Consider the following 18778-nt stretch of genomic DNA (forward strand, 5'->3'; position numbering starts at 1 on the left):
TCTTCCCTCCGGGACATCCCGTAGTTCTCCCGCCCTTCCATTTCCAGGCACATAAAAAAATACTTCATGTGTACGCTATCGAACTGATCTGCCTGATTGCGGCGCACATACTGGAGTCTCCATTTCTATTGAAGGAAAAGATAATGATTGATATTAATTCCAACATTTATGACACGGGCCCGGATAACAATGCTCACAAGGGGCCAGGCCCCGAGGTGATGGGTGCGCGCACTCTGACTGGTGACAATGTCGTCAACCATAAGGATGAACACCTGGGCGAAGTCAAGGAAATCATGCTGGACATGCGCACTGGCAAAATAGCCTATGCAGTCGTCGCTCATGGTGGCTTGCTGGGAATAGGTGAAAAATTATTTGCCATACCCTGGTCTGCCCTGACGCTGGACACAGTCAACAAGCGCTTTATCCTGAATATAGAGAAAAGCCATTTTGAAAGTGCCCCTGGCTTTGATCCTGACCAGTGGCCGGACATGGCAGATGAAATCTGGGTAGATTCGGTCAATGCCCATTACGGCACCAAAACATGAAGCGATGATCAGGACAACAGGAAAACAGGAGAACAATATGGATTACACAGAAATGCAATTTGCCTTCAAGGTATATGAAAAAGCCCTCAACAAACGCAGCCGTCATTTGTTCCGCACACCAGAGCCAGTACGTGAAGCGGAAGAAGCAAAGTACACCTTGCAGATGGCAGTCAATGAAGTGCTGGCTGAGACACGTGAAGTAGCAACAATGATCAGGACCAGTCCATATTGATGGCAATACTTTTCATCAGGAATATAAAAAATAGCAGCCTTTAAAAAGCCTGCTATTTTTTTCCTGCTTTCAACAAGCTGCCACAGCCACTGGCCTGATCAGGTCCGGCATTGACCAGTGGCAGCAGTGCTGCAAATGGACTCAGCAAGGCCAGGCCTATGGCACCGCCGGCACGCATGGCCATCACGCCCTTGTCGACAGATATTTGCGGATGTAAAAAAGTACCTCGCACATACAGTGGCGCACGCAAGGACAGTACACGCAAACCCTTGCTATTGGGTTTGATGGTCAGATTCAAATCTTCCTTCTGCATATTGATACTGCCTGTGATGTCGATCAGCGCTTCGTCAGTATCAATCAAGAAACTGCGTGCATTCATTTGCCCATTGGTGACAGCAAAATCTGCCAGCATGCAATTCAGTTTGACCTGTTTGTCACCAGACAGACGGGTCAGGATGACATTGCCTATATTCAACCCCATTTCTTCCAGCAAGAGCTTGCTGACTGATCCATGGTCTATCATGCTGCTCAATTCACCATTGGAGGTTGCCAGCAAACCTGCCACAGAGTTACCGGTAGCTGCCAGGTTGGCATCAGCATTGATTTCGCCCACAGTCAGCTTTGATGTCGCCAGTGTAGGTATGAACTTTTGCAACTGTACATGTCTTGCTGTAACACGCATTTTTGCCTTTATGGCATGCGCATGGACACTGTCGCTATCGCTGTCTTTATTACTGCCGCCGCCATTGCCATCCAGCGTGATATGCGCCTGCATTTGTCCGCCAGACAACTCGAAACTCAGTGGCAACATGGAAATCACGCCATCTTTCATGAGCAGCCTGGTTTGCAACTTGTGTATGGGCAGCACTTTTTCACGTATCAGTTTGGCGGCGCTCAGACTCACATCTGCGTCAATCGCGCGCCAGCGCTCGGTACGAAAGGTTTCTACTGGCAAGAGTTTGTCACTTGGTTGTACCGCAGGCGTACCACGCTTGAGCTTGCTGGCATTGGAGTCGGCACCGACCAGCGGGGCCAGGTCGGCAGATTGCAAGACTTCAGAACTCATATTGCCTTGCAGCAGGGGGCGTAACTTGCTTGCTTTTCTGGTTTGGTAATCCAGGCTGCCAGACAGATCGCTGGAACCGACCTTGCCGGTAAATTTTTCATACTTCCAGTGATTGTCGATCTTGCCCAGCGTGGCACTGAGATGGCCTGCAGTGCTATAGGCAGGCGTTTCGGGCAAGACTATGCCGGTTAAAGGATACAGGCGCGCCATGCTGTTGCCCGAGATTTGCAAATGCATGTTTACCGCAGCCAGCTCGCTGGGTTTGGTGACACTGCCTTCAACACTTACCTTGGTTTGCCCCATTTGCAGTTGTGCCATGATGGGGAAAGGCTGGGTCTGGTTTTGCAAACTCAGGATGGCACCGGCCTTGCCGCTGCCTGTGACAGCTTCACCATACAGCTTGCCCTTGAGCTTCCAGCTGATACCGTAGCTGGCTTCGGTAGTCAGGCTTTCTATATCGGCAGTGATATCGGCATGCCGGATGGCGTCAATATAATGTACCTTGCCCTGGCTGAGTACCAGCCTGCGCAATTCCAGCCGCCAGGGTGAAGACGAAGTGCTTTTCTTGAAGGTCCAGTTATTTGTACCATCGGCAAAGCGCTGCAGAAAAAGACTGCTGTCCTGAAAACGCAACAAGGGTATATCCAGCCTTTTTTCCAGCAAGGCCAGCGGGTTCAGCGAAAAAGACACTTCATTGATATGTGCCATGTCTTCTGGCGGTGCCACTGCCCGGGCTGATGCAGAAGCTGACACAAGTGCCGGGCCAGGTGCAGGTTTTGTTTCTGGCATGGCTGCCGGCTGACCGATATGGATGTCCTGCGCCAGTAAATGTGGCCAGGGAATCTTGCCACGCCAGCCTGTTGCCGTTTCTGGCCCGCTGAGCTGCTTTTCCCAGCTCAGCGCCAGGTTGCCGCGTATGCTGAATGGCCGCCCCAGGGCTTCACTGGTACGTTCGTTGAGCCAGGGCTTGGCGCGGTTCCAGTCCATATTGATCAAAATCATCACACAAATGGCTGCCAGGCTGACGACGCCAAGCACTAGCCAGAGACTGATGCGCAATATTTTATTGTTGGGTTTCATGAATATCTGTTTGCCTTTTATCGCCTGCCTATAGCCTACTGCAAAACTATTATGCTCTATGTACGGCAGCGTACTGACGTCACTTTTGGCAGGATTTATAAAGGAACCTGAGCGTTACAGACCGCTCTTGAAATTCTCTTTAATTTAACCGGAAATCATCATGCATGAAGTCAATAGCAATCTCCGCAATGGCATGGACACTGCTGCCATCCGCGAAGCAGCCAAAAATCTTGATGACGGCGCCGTCACTGCAGGTTATCAAGGCAAGCGTGAAGAAGTCATCGCCATGCTCAATGGCGCCCTGGCCACGGAACTGGTGTGCGTCTTGCGCTATAAACGTCATTATTACACAGTGTCTGGCGTACACAACGGCCCTATCAAGGCAGAATTTCTGGCACATGCGATGGAAGAACAAGCCCACGCCGATTTGCTGGCAGAACGCATCATCCAGCTGAATGGCAAACCCGATTTCAACCCGGCTTCACTGACTGCACGCAGCCATGCTGAGTATGACGATACAGAAGACGTGACTTCCATGGTAAAAGCCAACTTGATCGCTGAACGTGTCGCCATAGAATCGTACAGGCAAATGCTGGAAAAAATCGGCGATAGCGATCCGACCACACGACATATGCTGGTGGGAATTATGGCGAAGGAAGAAGAACATGCGGACGACATGAGAGATTTGCTGGCTTAAGAACAAAGGCAACACCAAAGCAGTAAAAAGTTTAAAAACAGCTTCAAATATTGCAGTACCCAACCCTACACTGAAAGGTAACCATCATGCTCGAATCTGATTTTAAATCCGTCAACAAAGACATCAAAGTATTGCTCAAGGATGCACAGGCATTGTTTAATGCAGCCGCTGCCCTCACTGGCGAAAAAGCCGATGAAATGCGCGCCCGCGGGATGAAGATGGTCGACTCAGCCATGCAGATGACGCATGATGCACAGGCATCGGTGGTCGCTACTGGCAAGCAGGTCGCAGAATCTACCGATGCTTATGTCAAGGATCATCCATGGAGTACCCTGGGCGCAGCAGCAACTGTAGGCTTGCTGGTAGGCTTGTTGTGCTGCCGTAAATAAACACTTACTACATCGGAGGGCCTGTGTGGCACCTGGCTGCACAGCCCTCTATCTTTCAAAGTCTTAAGCAGCTTTTTTTTGTAACTCAACACAACACCATCCGGCTCGCCACCATACAAGCCCGGTTCGCCACATACTGCGTGGCTCTACCTGCCACTGCCAATATACTCCTCTGACTAATTTCGCTCGGGAGGGGGCATGATGAAGAGAAGGTATTTCCTGCATAGTCTGGCATCTGCTATGGCTTACAGTCTGCTACCCTTGGCCTATGCCAAAAATAAATTGAAGCCCTTGGCAAAAACACGGCAACGCTTACGGCCTACTGATGCTGGCTGGCCCTCTACTGTCCAATGGCGCAAATTGGGGCGGGACACAAATGGTCATCTTCTGGCAATAAAACCCTCGCTGAGCGATAGCGACGGCGCATTGAAATACATGGAGAACCCTTACTGGGTGGGAGACCAACCTGAGGGAACGCAAAATTCAGGCTGGCTTGATGCCTGGGCTCCGGCAAGCAGCGTTTATGCTGTCAAGGCGGCTCATGCAGGAGAAATTGCTGCGGCAGTCAACTTTGCGCGAGAGCACAATTTACGGCTGGTCATCAAGGGCGGTGGCCATAGTTATCTTGGCACTTCCAGTGCGCCTGACTCTTTGCTGATCTGGACCAGGGCCATGGATCAGGTGGTCTTGCACGATGCCTTCGTGGCGACTGGCTGCGAAGGCCATCAGTCTCCCGTGCCTGCAGTCAGCGCAGGTGCTGGCACGATGTGGATAGACTTATACCATGCCGTGACGACCAAGGCAGGACGCTATGTGCAAGGTGGTGGCTGCATGACGGTGGGCGTCGCGGGTCTGGTGCAGAGTGGCGGCTTCAATTCTTTTTCCAAGGGTTTTGGGACAGCGGCGGCAAACTTGCTGGAAGCTGAGATCGTCACGGCCGATGGTCAGGTCAGGGTAGTCAATCCACGCCAGGAGCCAGAACTATTCTGGGCGATTAAAGGCGGTGGCGGCGGCAGCTTTGGCGTAGTCACCCGACTGACACTACGCACCCATGATTTACCACAGTATTTTGGCGCGGCCTGGGGCAAGATAGCAGCGAAATCGGACGCTGCCTTCAACCAGTTGCTTGCACACTTCATAGCTCATTACAAAACACATTTGCTAAATCCGCACTGGGGTGAACATATCCATGTGGGCACAGGCAATATCATGGAAATCAGCATGATCAGCCAGGGCCTGGACGCAACTCAGGTGCAAGCAGCATGGGAACCACTTTTTGACTGGGTAAAAGCCCGCCCCGATGTATTTACCATACAGTCGCCCCTGGGTGCCGGGGCCTGGGATGCACGTGGCTGGTGGGATGTACAGAAAAATACCAATTCCATGACTGCCGATACCCGGGAAGGCGCACCCAGACATCATGGTTGGAGCAAGAGTGACCTGGACGAATTGGCAATCATTTTGCATGGTTATGATTCGCTCTGGCTGCCCACCAGCTTGCTGGAGCCACAACAACAAGCGCAACTGGTGGCTGCCCTGCATAATGCTAGCCGTCATCAAATGCTGCGGCTGTTCTTTGGCAAGGGATTGGCTGGGGCATCGCGAGAGGTGCGCGCTGCCACTCTGCAGACGGCCACTAACCCCGCTGTTGTCGATGCCTTTGTGCTGGTTATTATCGCCGATGGTGAAAAACCGTCCATGCCAGCCAAACCACACCCGGCCCCGGCTAATTTGCAGGCAGCACGTAAAAACGCCAAGAATATTGCCAACGCCGCCGCCGAGCTACGCCGCATTGCACCGGACTCAGGTTCCTATGTTTCTGAGAGCAATTACTTCAACAGCAATTGGCAACAAGACTATTGGGGCGACAATTATGCAAAGCTGCGCTCCATCAAGACTACCTACGATCCTGATGGCTTATTCTTTGTCCATCATGGTGTAGGTAGTGAAGACTGGAGTAAGGATGGCTTTACTCGTTTAACCTGATATCAGGGCAGCTTTTTTCTTGCCTGCGCTGTTTGTGTTACTTGCTCTACACAAAAAACCCGCAATTGCTGCAAGACCTGGGCCACGGCCTGGTTGCTGGCGAGGACGCCGCCATAAGCATCTTCACTGGTGGTTGGGATGCTGATGCTGAATTCGCGCCAGGCGGTGATTTGCTGATTTTGCCGGTCTGACAGATGAGCGCGCAGTTTAAAGTGAATGCGGCCAGGCGTGCTGCTGAAGTCTTGTTGCAGGCTGAGTATTTCCAGATCCAGCCGGTAAGTGGTCAACACGGCGCTGGGAGCCTGCAAGACAACCTTGAAGATGCCGCTGGATTCCAGCGTAGTAGCGACCAGAGGCATGAGCATGGCGGCGGGTGGTTTTTGCCACTGGCTTTGCTGGAATTCTTCAACCTGGTATGGCTGGCGCATGAAGAGCATACGACTGGTGTCAAATCCGGCAGCAGCACGGATATTGCCAACCAGGATACTGGCCGTAGCAGTAGCAGGTGCAGGCGAGCTGCCGGGCGCGACTGCATCCAGCCGGTAAACTGCCATCGGTGGCACGTTGGCGGGTTGCAGGGCTGAGCAGCCAGCAAGGGTTAATGCCAGTACGGGCATTAAACTGGCTGCGCTCAATTGCGTCAAAAAATTCGTCCGTATTTGCTTCATGGTGTGACTCCTTTAGATTCGCCCGGACCTGCCGGTGGGGTTTTTCGCCCTCTGATCAAACTGCTGGGATTGTGTTCTGTCTGTTCTATGAGGCGCGTCATGGAGGCTGACAAGGTCGTCAGTTCAGCCATCAGCCTTTGCAATTCCGGCAGGGTATCGCTGCTTAACTGGCGTACGCCACCGCCCAGTTCATCTGCAGTTTTCCTGGTGCTGTCGCTGGCAGCGCCAGCCTTGTCTGCCATGCTCGCTACGGCATCAGCGCTCTTGCCTATGCGCTGGAATAAAGCATCTATTTTGGCACTGGCCTGGGCAGTATTCGCAGTGGTGACAGCGGCATTGCTGATAGCCACGCGCATGGCATTTTTCTGCGAGGCCAGCGTATCCATGACGGTGGAGGTGTCACGTAAAATCTTGCTGAAGGCGGCGCGGTTTTCATCGTTCAGGATGGCGTTGACATTGGCAGCCGTACGGTCAAGATTGGCCAGCACTGCGCTAAGGACATTTTCCAGCCTGGCACTTAAAGACGGTTTAGTCGGTATCTGCGGATAGGCCTGGCCCTCTGTCGCCTGCAAGAGTGGTGCGGCAGGTGAACCACCACTTAACTCTACATAAGCGATGCCGGTCAGCCCCTGGGTTTTTAATACCGCCTGGGTATCGGTCTTGATGGGTGTACCCGCGATAATCGAAAATACCAGTCGTACCTGCTGCGGATTGCTGGGGTCCAGGCTGATAGTGCGTACCTTGCCTACATTCACGCCCTGGTATTTAACCGGCGCGTCCAGATTTAAACCTGAGACCGACTCATTGACGACAGATTGATACAGGACGGTTTGCTCGCGCTTGCCCAGGCCGACTGACAGCCACAATACCGCAGCGACCAGCAGCGCGCCCAATGCCAGTACAAAGGCACCAACGGCAGCATAATTTACTTTGGTTTCCATGGGTTTTCCTGTGCGCTCTTTTGTTCATTCTTATATTCGTTCTTATGTTCAGATTCTCCTGCTTGTTGCTGCGCAGCCCTGCCGCGTGCGCCATCAAAATAATCGCGGATGACGGGGTGCTCCAGCTTCGACAATTCTTCCATGGTGCCTACCGCCAGCACCTTGCCCTCACCCAGTACTGCCACCCTGTGGGTGACTTGCCATAACAAATCCAGGTCATGAGTGATCATCACGATGGTGGGCTGGTATAGCGCGTGCAGATGCCGTAGCAAGGCATCCAGGCCACCGGCACTGGCAGGATCCAGGCCGGCGGTCGGTTCATCGAGGAACAAGAGTTCCGGGTCCAGCGCCAATGCCCTTGCCAGTGCGGCACGTTTCAGCATGCCACCACTTAACTCTGCCGGATAAAGGCCCGCAGATTCTGGCTTGAGACCACTGAGCGACAATTTCCAGGCGGCGATTTCATTGATACTTGCCTCATCCAGATCACTGTGTTCGCGTAAGGGCAAGCCTATGTTTTCTGTGACGGTCAGCGTGCCAAACAAACCGCCTTTTTGAAACATAACACCACAACGCTGTCGCAAGGAGCTGGCCTGTTCGTCACTGATACCAGCCAGATCACAACCGAGTACCTTGACCGTGCCGGAATCCGGCGTATGCAGCAAAATCATTTCCCGTAGCAAGGTTGATTTGCCAGAACCACTGCCACCGACGATCGCAAAAATTTCGCCACGGCGTATCTGCAAGTCCAACCCCTCATGCACGACCTTATCACCAAAGCGGGTGCAGACCTGCTGCATTTCTATGGCATAGTCATAGCTCTCTGCCTGGGACGTGGACTGGGCTTCTGTCATTACAATCCCAACAGATTGAAAATGACAGAGAACACGGCATCCAGCACGATCACAATAAATATCGCCTGCACCACACTGCGCGTGGTCTGGCGGCCTACGCTGTCGGCATTGCCCTTGGTGCGAAAACCCTGATAGCAGCCGATGATGACAATCACCGCTGCAAACACCAGCGATTTACCCAAACCTATGAGCAGCGTCTTGAGAGGGATTTCTGTAGCAAAGCGATCGACGAATTCATGCATGCCCACGTCCAGCTGGCTACTGGCCATCAGCATGCCACCGGTGACACCGATCAGATCGGCAAACAGCGTCAGCAGTGGCAGGGCCAGCATCAGCGCGACCAGTTTGGGCAACACCAGCAACTCTATGGGCTTGATGCCTATGGTTTGCAGGGCATCGATTTCTTCTGTCACCACCATGGTACCTATCTGCGCCGCATAGGCAGAGCCAGAGCGACCAGCAATGATGATGGCGGTGATCAGCGGTGCAAATTCACGCAGCATGGCATAACCAACCAGTTCGACGACAAAGATATTCGCGCCATAATGCTTGAGCTGGTCAGCTCCCTGATAGGCGATCACGATACCCAGCAAGAATGAAGTGACACCGACTATGGGCAGCGCTTCAAAACCAGCGATCTGGATATTATGCAAGATAGTGCGGCCACGCCAGCGGCGCGGGTGCAGGAACAGGCCCAGCAGGCTGATTGCAGTTTCACCCAAAAAGCTCAACAGCGCCAGATTGTCTTTGACTACGTCTACGCTGGCCTTGCCGATTTTTTCCAGCATGCCCGGAGTTTTAATGACCGGGCTTGCATCATGCGGCAACTCACCAAGTCCATCCAGCATTTTCTGATATTGCGCAGGCCAGCCTTGCATGCTCAGTTGTACTCCACTGTCACGCAATTTCTTCAGGCGCGACTGCAAGACCCAGGCGGTAATACTGTCTATCTTTTGTATTTGCTGGCCATCCAGTTCCAATACTGCCTCATGTCGCATCAGCAAAGAATCCAGTTGGCGAATGACATTGCCTAGCTGGCAGACTGTCCACGTACCGGAAAATTGCAGTGCGCCTGGCGTGATCTGTTTGATGCTGGCAGGCATGGGCGCAGGATCATTGGCAGCCCTGGGGCTGGCAACTTTACTTGCCACCTCAGTGACAGGTTTGATGGGGCTGGAGGGAACGGCGGGCATGATGATTTATTATTGGATGCACATGCAGGCTAGCTTGCCGCTTTATTGAGGCTTAATCTGTACGCTGGCGTACCAAGCCTGGCTTTCATTACCTGACGCATCAGTGTCTGAATTGAACCAATCCCAAGAATTACAGTCACTCATCCATTGCTACATCACCTACCTCACAGGACTAAGGATGAAACACTGGAACAGGCGAGACTTCATGTTGAGTAGTGCAGCAGTGCTATTGAGTCCGCATGCTTTTGCCAGCAATGATACTGGCTTCGCCGGCTCTGACAACGAGGTGGTTGATGCAATCGTCAATACCTTCTTCAAAAGCCAGCCCTTCTATGGCGTAGTGATGCTGGGCAAGCGGGGCAAAGTGACTTTTGCGCGCGCAGTTGGGATGGCCAATATTGAAGAGCAACGGCCTTTGCGGGTAGATACACCGTTTGCGGTTGCCTCTATTTCAAAATGGCTGACTTCGGTCACGGTATTGCGGTTAATTGAAATGGGCAAGCTGGAGCTTGATGCGCCAGTCGGCACCTACCTGGCATCATTCAACAAGAATACCGGCAGCAAGGTGACACTGCGCCATTTGCTGTCTAACAGCAGCGGCATACCGAATCTGTTTTCTTCCAGGATCAAGGCTGAACCTGCCTTGTTCACGACGAGCATGGATACGGCACAAGCCATGCGGGAATTTTGTCAGGGTGATTTGATTTTCCCGCCGGGCAGCAGGTTTGATTATGCAGCCACCAACTGGATCATCGTGTTGGCTATCATAGAAGCGGTCACTGGTCTGAACTTCCAGCAAGCCATGCGTGCTATTACTCTAGACCCGCTGCGGTTGCCAGTCACCCGCGCCGACCAGGCTTATGCCGATGATGCATCGACCGCTGTGGCGTATGCAAGCATCCAGCCAGCTGTGCGAAAGACTGACCGGCGTCAGCCATATATGGCTGCTGCTGGTGGGTATTACAGCACGGCGGACGATTTGATGAGAGCGGCTTATTCCGTCTTCAACCAGAATTTCATCACACCTGCGTCACTGACACAGCTCACGCATATTGAAGTTGAAAGTGAAAACTATGCCCTGGGTGGCCGTGTCAAGACCCTGCAAATCGCCGGACAGCCGCAGCGCTTTGGCTGGGAAACTGGACGGACGACCGGTTATCGCTCAGTACTCGCACACCGCCTGGATGGTGAAGATACCGTCATCATTTTGAACAATACAGATATATCGCAAAAAACCCTGGATGAATTCGCTTACAGCCTGCTTGGTGCAAGCGCTGTTTCCTGAGGCATAGTTGAGCTGCTCGAAATGCCCAAAATGCCCGAACAGGTGATCGGGTTTGCCCGTACGTCCTGCATAGGCCAGGATTGAACAAAGCACTTACACAAAATCACTCCAGCGACCCAGTACCGCATCTTCATGCAAGTACCTTGTGGGCCACCGTTTGTGCTGGAGCGATTTTGCGTAAGTGCTCTATTGTTGCGGACAGTCACGCGCAATTCCTGGGTAGAAAATGTGCAGTAAGAATTGACTGACATTTATTTTCGGCTTTTTCCTGTCCCACTTCCGTGCGCTGGCGAACAGACGCCTATTTGCCACTCCATCAGGATGCAAGTGTGCTTCAGATAAAGCACATTTGTCGATACGGTTTATTGATCAAGATAACAATTGCAAGATCATCAAAGCGAATCTGAGCTTATCTGTTTGTCAGCATCTCTTAAACCCGAGCGCAACTCTAATGATTGTGCATTTTTAAAGAAAGAAAAAATCATGCTCTATACTATCGCGGTAATTTTACTTGTCATGTGGCTGCTGGGTATGGTGTCGGCTTACACCATCGGTGGCTTTATCCACATCCTTTTGGTGATCGCTATCGTCATGATACTGGTCCGCGTGATACGCGGCGAGCGACTCTGAAGCCTTTGCTGTCTGCACTCGGGGCGCTGCTAAAACATGGCATCGCCTTACCTTTGCTGCTGCCGGAAATTATCCACATTTTGCAGCGCACCCTGAGTGAATGGCTACGCCACCGTGCTGCCAGCAAGGGCGCGGCGCTGGCTTTCTACACGCTGTTTTCCATGGCACCGATCCTGGTGCTGGTGCTGGCAATTGCCGGTTTTTTTTATGGCAAACAAGCCGCACAGGGACAGTTGTTTCATCAATTGCAAAGTCTGGTCGGGCACACCAGTGCAGAAGCCATACAAGCCATGCTGGCGGGCGCGCGTAATGAAGAAGAAGGCCGCCTGGCTACCATGATTGCCAGTGTGCTGTTACTCATTGGTGCCACCAGCGTCTTTGCCGAACTCAAAGAAAGCCTGGATGAAATCTGGCAAGTGCCGCATCAGGCCGATAGCAGTATCTGGCATTTGCTGCGTACCCGTCTTTTATCCTTTGGCCTGATCCTGGTGCTGGCATTTTTAATGCTCGTGTCACTGGTGATCAATGCCGTGCTGGCGGCGCTGGAACATTACTGGAGCGGCAGCCAACTCGCCATCTCCCTGGTATTCCTGCCTTTGTCTGCCATGGTCGGCTTTGCTGTGATTGCCTGCCTGTTTGCCGTCATCTTCAAGATGCTGCCAAAAGTGCGCCTGTCGTGGAATGATGTCTGGGTTGGTGCGCTGGGTACGGCAGGCCTGTTCCATGCGGGTAAATACGCGATTGGCCTGTATATCGGCAATAGCGGCGTGGCCAGCAGTTTTGGTGCCGCAGGATCAATGATCGCCATTTTATTGTGGGTGTATTACTCAGCCCAGATTTTTTTGCTGGGGGCAGAATTTACCCGTCAATATGCGTACAGTCTGGGCAGCCTGCAAAATGAAAGCAGGATGCCACCTTGATCACTCAGGACTCAAAGGCCAGCTATTTTGCAGTAACCCGCCAGATGATATTACCAACGTCATCTGCCACCAATACCGCGCCAGCAGTATCTACTGCAACACCAACGGGACGCCCTCTGGCTTTACCATCTGCAGTCAAAAATCCTGTCAATACATCTTGCGGTGCACCACTGGGCTTGCCATTCGAAAATGGTACAAAGATGACTTTATAGCCGCTGTGCGGCTGGCGATTCCATGAACCATGCTGACCAATCAATGCGCCGCCAGCATAACGTTCGGGCAGTAGTTTTGCGTTGTAAAATGTCAGTCCCAGCGATGCCGTGTGCGCACCGAGTGCATAGTCGGGGGTAATGGCTTTGGCCACCAGATCAGGTCTCTGCGGCTTGACGCGCACATCCACATGCTGGCCGAAATAGCTGTAGGGCCAGCCATAAAATGCGCCGTCCACTACTGAAGTCATGTAGTCAGGCACCAGATCATTGCCCAGTTCATCCCTTTCATTGACCGCTGCCCATAAGGCACCACTTTGTGGCTGCCAGGCCAGGCCATTGGCGTTGCGCAAGCCACTGGCAAACACGCGCATGCGGCCAGTGGCGATATCTATCTCATGGATGGCGGCACGCCCTGCTTCTTTATCCATGCCATTTTCACCGACATTGCTGTTAGAGCCGACAGAGACATACAGACGCAAACCATCAGGGCTGGCGACCAGATCCTTGGTCCAATGATGATTGATTGTGCCGGCGGGCAGGTCTGCCAGTTTGGTACCGGGCGCGGTGATCTGGGTTTGTCCGCGCTGGTAGGGGTAACGCATGATGGCATCGGTATTGGCGACATACAGATAATCACCTACCAGTGCCATGCCAAAAGGTGAATGCAAGCCTTGCAGGAAGACAGTGCGCGTGGTGGCCTTGCCCTGGCTATCCATGCCACGCAAAAGCGTGATGCGGTCAGCACTTTTGACCTGGGCACCGGCAGATCCCTTGACCATGGACTCTACCCATTTCTTGACGCGCTTGACGCCACTGACAGTGTCGTGCACCGCAGGCGCATTGCTTTCTGCCACCAGCACGTCGCCATTTGGCAATACATGCAACATGCGCGGATGATCCAGACCTTGCGCATAGGCAGAAACGGCCAAACCGTCAGCAGCGACGGGCTTTTCTCCCTCTGCCCAGCCTATGGCTTTGGCGATATTCACGGTCGGCAGCAGCTTTTTATCTGGTTCAGGTAAAACCGGCTGACTGCCAAAACCCGGCGTGTCAGAATGTGCGGGGGCCACCATGCATGCTTGCAAGCTAAAAAGCATGCAGGCGCGGAAAATATGTTTATTGAGTGTCATCTATTTCTCCCGAGCCATGCCAAAAAACAGCTCTCGAATGAACAATATGAAAACACCTGGCGTGACAACACGTCTGTTCGTCAACCCACACTGATGACACGAGGAAAGTTAAGTTGCCATGCAATGGCAGAGATAAAACCAGGTGCATCGTGCGATTTGGGCAAAATACCTGGCCATGCAAAAATAGCCATGGATGCTGATCCAGTCGGGAAATGATGCAGGAATCATCAAGATTTACCGGCAAATCGCACTAGCATTTCAATTCCGAAATATTTACTTACAAATGGCCATGATTTGTCACTAAAATAATATTGTTAAACAATGTAAACTTGATATTATTGCTGTTGGTTAATAGTTTTACGGATGGTGGCGTGCCTGCATGGCGCTGTCGTAGCCATCTTTAGCAAATGAACACAGCATTTCTACAAGTAGTAAAAGACGCGGACCTGGCCAGAGATTTGAGCCGGATTGCGGATGATTTTGACATACTCGGATTTTTCCATCACTTTGGCAGTTCCTGTTTTGCCATGTCGGCCATGCTGGCGCAGATACTGACGGCCAAGGGCTATACAGCCAAGGTACAGGGCTGTTACGCTGAGATCAGGCAAGGTAACGGGGTTTTCTATATAGGCTATCAAGGCTTTGCCCATCAAGGACAAAAAGAAGGCCATGCGGTTTGTCTGGTAGAAGACAAATATCTCATCGATTTTGGCCTTGGCACGCTCAGAAAACACTATGCTGCCGACTTCAGACCTGCACTGGCCTGCCCGCTGGTCAGCAATGCTGAAGGTGCAGGAGTAATTGCCCATCTGCCACTCAATGATGGCAGTGACATGGTCTGGCGTACTGACTGGATTTCACCCATGGTGGAAGCAGAATTGCGCTTCCAGGTGCCAACCGTGCAGCGGATTTTGACTGTGTTTGAAGACTTTCAAAAAAACCGCGTCGCCCATCTGGTGAAAAAACTGTTCACCGACAAATACCCTCCTGCAGCAGAAGATACTCTGCTGGTCTTGCGCGAACCACAGACCGGCACCAGTGACGCAACACCAACGCAGCATCGGCTTGCTTAAGCAAATTGATTTGCGCCATCTGTGGACAAGCGGCGCAGAGGCTATGCGCCAATAATGGTCTTCCCACTATCTTAATTGCCATCTTGCTTGTCAGTGATACAGATCCTGTGAACGCAGGATTTGATGCATCGGGTTTGCAGGCGTACTCAAGCACTGGTCAAATCAGGTAATGGCGATTAAAATTAATTAGATACCAACAACATTCCATAAAGTTAAATCTTGCTGCAAGTCACCTTTTGAAAAGAATATCCTGCTAATAACATGCTAATAACATGTTAGATTATTGATCTCAAACGGTTTTTCATTCAGACCCTGCACTGTGGGAAAGCAAGATGACAGAAACGCGTGAAGACTTATCGACATCAGCGCCAACCGCGCCTGCGAGGTCTATACGCAGTTATTTGCTGATACTGGTACTGGCCGTATCATTGCCACTGGTGGCAGCTGTGGCATTTGGTATTTATTACGACTTCCAGCAATCCACCAACTACACCAAGACCACACTCAAGACCATGACCAGCGTCATGATCAAGAACACCCATGGCAAACTGGATCAGGCACACAAAATCATGGCCGGGGTTGCCAACCTGCCGCTGGTGAGGCAATTGCAGTTACAGGATTGTCCTGAAAAAATGACCAACCTGGCCAGCCTTGATCCTGCCTATGCACGCCTGGCGATTACTGACTTGCAAGGCAATATCCTGTGCAGTGCCCGCAATGGTTCTGCGACAGCGGTCAAGGACATGATCAACATCAGCGAGATTGCAGAGACCGTGAAGACCGGGCGTTTGACAATCTCGCCACCACGCCGCATACAGGCCTCCGCCCCCTGGAGCACGATCATGAGCCTGCCTGTACGCGACAGGGAGAACGCTATCATCGCCGTGGTGGTTTTGTCGCTGGATGTGAACTTCTATGATCCTGGCATTCCCTCTGAGTTTTTGCCTGACTCCAGCCGTTTTGGTTATTTTCGCGATGATGGCATCATGGTCTGGCGCAATCTTGATCCTGACCATGTCATAGGTACGCGTCCCAATGCCAATGCTGCCAGGCGCATCGTGGCAACCAGAAAAGGTGAATTTGAAAGCCTGGCAGTAGATGGCGTGACCCGCTTCTTTTCAGTCCTGCCCATGCCTGAATATGGCATGGTGGCCTTTGTCGGTGTCCCGGCGGACACCATCTTTGCCCAGGCCAGGAAACGTGCGGCTGAAGCCATCATTCTGGCCTTGCTGATGATCATCATGTTGTGGGTGGTAGCGCGCGCATTCGGATTGCGTATCACCAGGCCCATGACAGCGCTGGAAAGCGTTGCCCGTGCAGTACAGAAAGGGGACCTGGGTGCCAGGGCCAGACTGGAAGGGCCGGGCGAGTTGCAGGCGGTAGCCAATGAATTCAACCGCATGCTGGCAGCACAGCAGCATAATGATGAATTGTTCCGTGCCTTTCTCGACAATAGTGCCATCGTTGCCTGGATCAAGGATGAAGATGGCCGCTACCAGTTTGTCAGCGATAATTTCTTGCGGCGTTTTTCTTTCCAGACTGACCAGGTCATAGGTAAAACCGATCATGATATTTTACCCGCAGAGATTGCCGACAGCTATCGCTCCAGTGACCTGGCCCTGCTGGCAAGCGGTGAGCAGGACGAAGCTATCTGGCCATCGGATAGTCCTGACGAAAGCGTGAACTGGTGGCTGGTCAACAAGTTTGTATTCACTGGCTCGGATGGCAAGCGCCAGCTTGGCGGGCTGGCAGTGGATATTACTGAACGCAAGCGCATGACCGATCTGGATGAACTGATCCTGCAAACGGCCATGGATGCCTTCTGGCTGCTGGATAAGTACGGCAATCTGCGCGCCGTCAATGAAACTGCCTGCAGCATGATGGGTTATAGCCGCGAAGAAATGCTGACCCTGAATATCGATGATGTCGATGTAATGGATGAATACCATGGCAAGCTGGTAGAAGAGAGGCTCAATAGCGTGCGCCAGGCAGGTGCCCAGCAGTTTGAAGCCAGGCACAAGTGCAAGGATGGACGTATCATCGATGTTGAAGTCTCGGTACGTTACCTGCCCGGCCAGGAATTGTTTCCGGCTTTTGTACGCGATATCACAACGCGCAAACAGGCCGAGCAAAGCCTGCATCTGGCGGCCACCGTGTTTGAGTCGCATGAAGGCATGTTTGTCACCAATGCAAACAAGATCATCCAGCAAGTTAACCGCGCCTTTACCGAAATCACCGGCTACAGCCGCGAAGATGCGATAGGACAAAGCCCCAAGATCCTCAATTCTGGCCGTCATGACCAGGAATTTTTTGCCGATATGGATGTGCACCTGGGCATGAGTGGTTCATGGCAGGGTGAAATCTGGAACCGCCACAAGGATGGTCATATCAGTCCGCAGTGGCTGGCCATCACTGCCGTGTATGGCCGCAACAATGAGCTACTGCATTATGTCGGCACCCTGGTTGACATCTCCATGCGCAAGGCGGCCGAAGATGAAATCAAGACCCTGGCTTTTTATGACCCGCTGACGCATCTGCCCAACCGCCGCCTGCTGACTGACCGTCTGCAACAAGCCCTGCTGGCATGCGCCCGCAGTGGCCGCAAGGGTGCGCTGATGTATATCGACCTCGACAATTTCAAGACCCTCAACGATACTCAGGGCCATTACACCGGTGACCTGCTGTTGCAGCAAGTATCAGAACGCCTGACGCATTGCGTACGTGAAGGGGATACCGTGGCACGCATAGGTGGTGATGAGTTTGTGCTCTTGCTGGAAAACCTCAGTGAATCCTTGCATGAAGCAGCCAGCCAGATAGAAATGGTAGGCAAGAAAATCCTTGCCGCACTAAACCAGCCTTACGATCTGGAAGGCTATGAATGCCATAGTACGCCCAGCATAGGTGCGACCCTGATCGCTGAGCATGACAATGGTCATGAAGAGCTCATGAAGCAGGCCGACCTGGCCATGTATGCAGCCAAGACTGCTGGCCGCAATACCCTGCGCTTTTTTGACCCGGCCATGCAAGCTGTAGTCAGCTCACGCGCGCAAATGGAAAAAGAATTGCGCGACGCCTTGCGTGAACAGCAATTGCGCCTGTTTTACCAACCGCAGGTTGGCCGCGATGGTGAATTGCTGGGTGCCGAAGCACTGGTACGCTGGCAGCATCCGCAACGCGGCATGATCTCACCGGCTGAATTCATCCCGCTGGCAGAGGCTACCGGCCTGATCCTCCCACTTGGGCAATGGGTCTTGCGTACCGCCTGCCAGCAATTGCTGAGCTGGGCTGATGATGCTGTCAGTGCGCAGTTGACCATCGCTGTCAACGTCAGCGCCCGCCAGTTCAGGCAGTTGGACATCGTCGAACAGATACTGGGCATCCTGCAGGAAACCGGGGCTAATCCACAATTGCTGAAACTGGAATTGACAGAAAGCCTGCTGGTTGATGATGTAGAAGACACCATCATCAAGATGGAAAAACTGAAGGCCGCTGGCTTGTGTTTTTCTCTTGACGATTTTGGTACCGGCTATTCGTCCCTGACTTACCTGAAGCGCCTGCCACTGGACCAGTTGAAGATAGACCAGTCCTTTGTGCGCGATGTGTTGACCGACCCTAACGATGCTGCCATTGCCAGAACCATTGTCGCTCTCAGCCAGAGCATGGGCTTGTCCGTCATTGCTGAAGGCGTGGAAAGTGCCGAACAAAGAAATTACCTGGCCAGCCAGGGGTGCTTTGCCTACCAGGGCTATCACTTTGGCAAACCCGTGCCTATCGCGGACTTTATTGCGGCACATCTGGCACCGTCTGACAGTACTATCAAATGAGCTTCTTGCCTTGCTGACAAAATTTGAGAACTGCAGTAAATTAGCTGACCGCC

Annotated in this window: 16 protein-coding genes; 10 read left to right on the forward strand and 6 right to left on the reverse strand. The window is 52.5% G+C overall.

From position 1 onward, the window contains the following. Positions 1-143 precede the first annotated feature (143 nt). Complete coding sequence (locus tag AC3WQT_RS01955; RefSeq protein WP_492701711.1) at positions 144-545, forward strand: PRC-barrel domain-containing protein; 402 nt, start codon at positions 144-146, stop codon at positions 543-545. 37 nt (positions 546-582) lie between these two features. Then, on the forward strand, positions 583-777 hold the full coding sequence (locus tag AC3WQT_RS01960) for a hypothetical protein (protein ID WP_492701713.1): 195 nt from the start codon (positions 583-585) through the stop codon (positions 775-777). A 52-nt stretch (positions 778-829) separates the two neighbouring features. Here the strand turns inward: AC3WQT_RS01960 and AC3WQT_RS01965 are convergent, their stop codons facing one another. Further along, positions 830-2923 (reverse strand): AsmA family protein, encoded by a 2094-nt coding sequence (locus tag AC3WQT_RS01965; protein ID WP_492701715.1) that lies wholly within the window; start codon positions 2921-2923, stop codon positions 830-832. A gap of 160 nt (positions 2924-3083) precedes the next feature. On the opposite strand from AC3WQT_RS01965, the gene AC3WQT_RS01970 reads away from it, so the two are divergent. The 3 genes from AC3WQT_RS01970 to AC3WQT_RS01980 all read left to right on the forward strand — a co-directional run bounded on the left by AC3WQT_RS01970 (position 3084) and on the right by AC3WQT_RS01980 (position 5995). Next, entirely contained in the window at positions 3084-3620 is a 537-nt protein-coding gene (locus AC3WQT_RS01970) for a ferritin-like domain-containing protein (protein WP_492701717.1), read from the forward strand. 86 nt (positions 3621-3706) lie between these two features. Then, positions 3707-4009, forward strand: a complete 303-nt coding sequence (locus AC3WQT_RS01975; RefSeq protein ID WP_492701719.1) for an ElaB/YgaM/YqjD family protein — start codon at positions 3707-3709, stop codon at positions 4007-4009. A 198-nt stretch (positions 4010-4207) separates the two neighbouring features. Continuing rightward, a complete protein-coding gene (locus AC3WQT_RS01980) occupies positions 4208-5995 on the forward strand; it encodes an FAD-dependent oxidoreductase (protein WP_492701721.1) in 1788 nt (595 codons plus the stop codon). A 2-nt stretch (positions 5996-5997) separates the two neighbouring features. Here the strand turns inward: AC3WQT_RS01980 and AC3WQT_RS01985 are convergent, their stop codons facing one another. From AC3WQT_RS01985 to AC3WQT_RS02000, 4 genes are read right to left on the reverse strand one after another with little or no spacing between them, the layout of a single operon-like run. Continuing rightward, complete coding sequence (locus AC3WQT_RS01985; RefSeq protein WP_492701723.1) at positions 5998-6663, reverse strand: ABC-type transport auxiliary lipoprotein family protein; 666 nt, start codon at positions 6661-6663, stop codon at positions 5998-6000. Continuing rightward, a complete protein-coding gene (locus AC3WQT_RS01990; RefSeq protein WP_492701725.1) occupies positions 6660-7604 on the reverse strand; it encodes an MlaD family protein in 945 nt (314 codons plus the stop codon). Before AC3WQT_RS01990 ends, AC3WQT_RS01985 begins: the two co-directional genes overlap by 4 nt. Beyond that, positions 7589-8458, reverse strand: coding sequence for an ABC transporter ATP-binding protein (locus AC3WQT_RS01995; RefSeq protein WP_492701727.1), 870 nt, complete (start codon positions 8456-8458; stop codon positions 7589-7591). Before AC3WQT_RS01995 ends, AC3WQT_RS01990 begins: the two co-directional genes overlap by 16 nt. After that, entirely contained in the window at positions 8458-9651 is a 1194-nt protein-coding gene (locus tag AC3WQT_RS02000) for an ABC transporter permease (RefSeq protein WP_492701729.1), read from the reverse strand. Before AC3WQT_RS02000 ends, AC3WQT_RS01995 begins: the two co-directional genes overlap by 1 nt. Before the next feature lie 178 nt (positions 9652-9829). Here AC3WQT_RS02000 and AC3WQT_RS02005 point away from each other — a divergent pair, with 178 nt between their 5' ends. The 3 genes from AC3WQT_RS02005 (at position 9830) to AC3WQT_RS02015 (ending at position 12486) form a co-directional block, all read left to right on the forward strand. Further along, on the forward strand, positions 9830-10936 hold the full coding sequence (locus AC3WQT_RS02005; protein ID WP_492701731.1) for a serine hydrolase domain-containing protein: 1107 nt from the start codon (positions 9830-9832) through the stop codon (positions 10934-10936). Positions 10937-11419: 483 nt separating this feature from the next. Then, on the forward strand, positions 11420-11566 hold the full coding sequence (locus AC3WQT_RS02010; protein WP_423010614.1) for a lmo0937 family membrane protein: 147 nt from the start codon (positions 11420-11422) through the stop codon (positions 11564-11566). A 71-nt stretch (positions 11567-11637) separates the two neighbouring features. Then, on the forward strand, positions 11638-12486 hold the full coding sequence (locus AC3WQT_RS02015; RefSeq protein WP_492702517.1) for a YihY/virulence factor BrkB family protein: 849 nt from the start codon (positions 11638-11640) through the stop codon (positions 12484-12486). A gap of 22 nt (positions 12487-12508) precedes the next feature. On the opposite strand, the gene AC3WQT_RS02020 is transcribed toward AC3WQT_RS02015, so the two are convergent. Further along, positions 12509-13828 (reverse strand): PQQ-dependent sugar dehydrogenase, encoded by a 1320-nt coding sequence (locus AC3WQT_RS02020; protein ID WP_492701733.1) that lies wholly within the window; start codon positions 13826-13828, stop codon positions 12509-12511. A 407-nt stretch (positions 13829-14235) separates the two neighbouring features. On the opposite strand from AC3WQT_RS02020, the gene AC3WQT_RS02025 reads away from it, so the two are divergent. Both AC3WQT_RS02025 and AC3WQT_RS02030 read left to right on the forward strand, forming a co-directional pair. Then, on the forward strand, positions 14236-14901 hold the full coding sequence (locus tag AC3WQT_RS02025) for a hypothetical protein (protein WP_492701735.1): 666 nt from the start codon (positions 14236-14238) through the stop codon (positions 14899-14901). A gap of 332 nt (positions 14902-15233) precedes the next feature. Continuing rightward, positions 15234-18725 carry a bifunctional diguanylate cyclase/phosphodiesterase gene (locus tag AC3WQT_RS02030; RefSeq protein WP_492701737.1) on the forward strand — a complete coding sequence of 1164 codons (3492 nt, stop codon included), beginning with the start codon at positions 15234-15236 and terminating at the stop codon, positions 18723-18725. Positions 18726-18778 lie beyond the last annotated feature (53 nt).

Source organism: Undibacterium sp. FW305-107 (genome assembly GCF_058788535.1).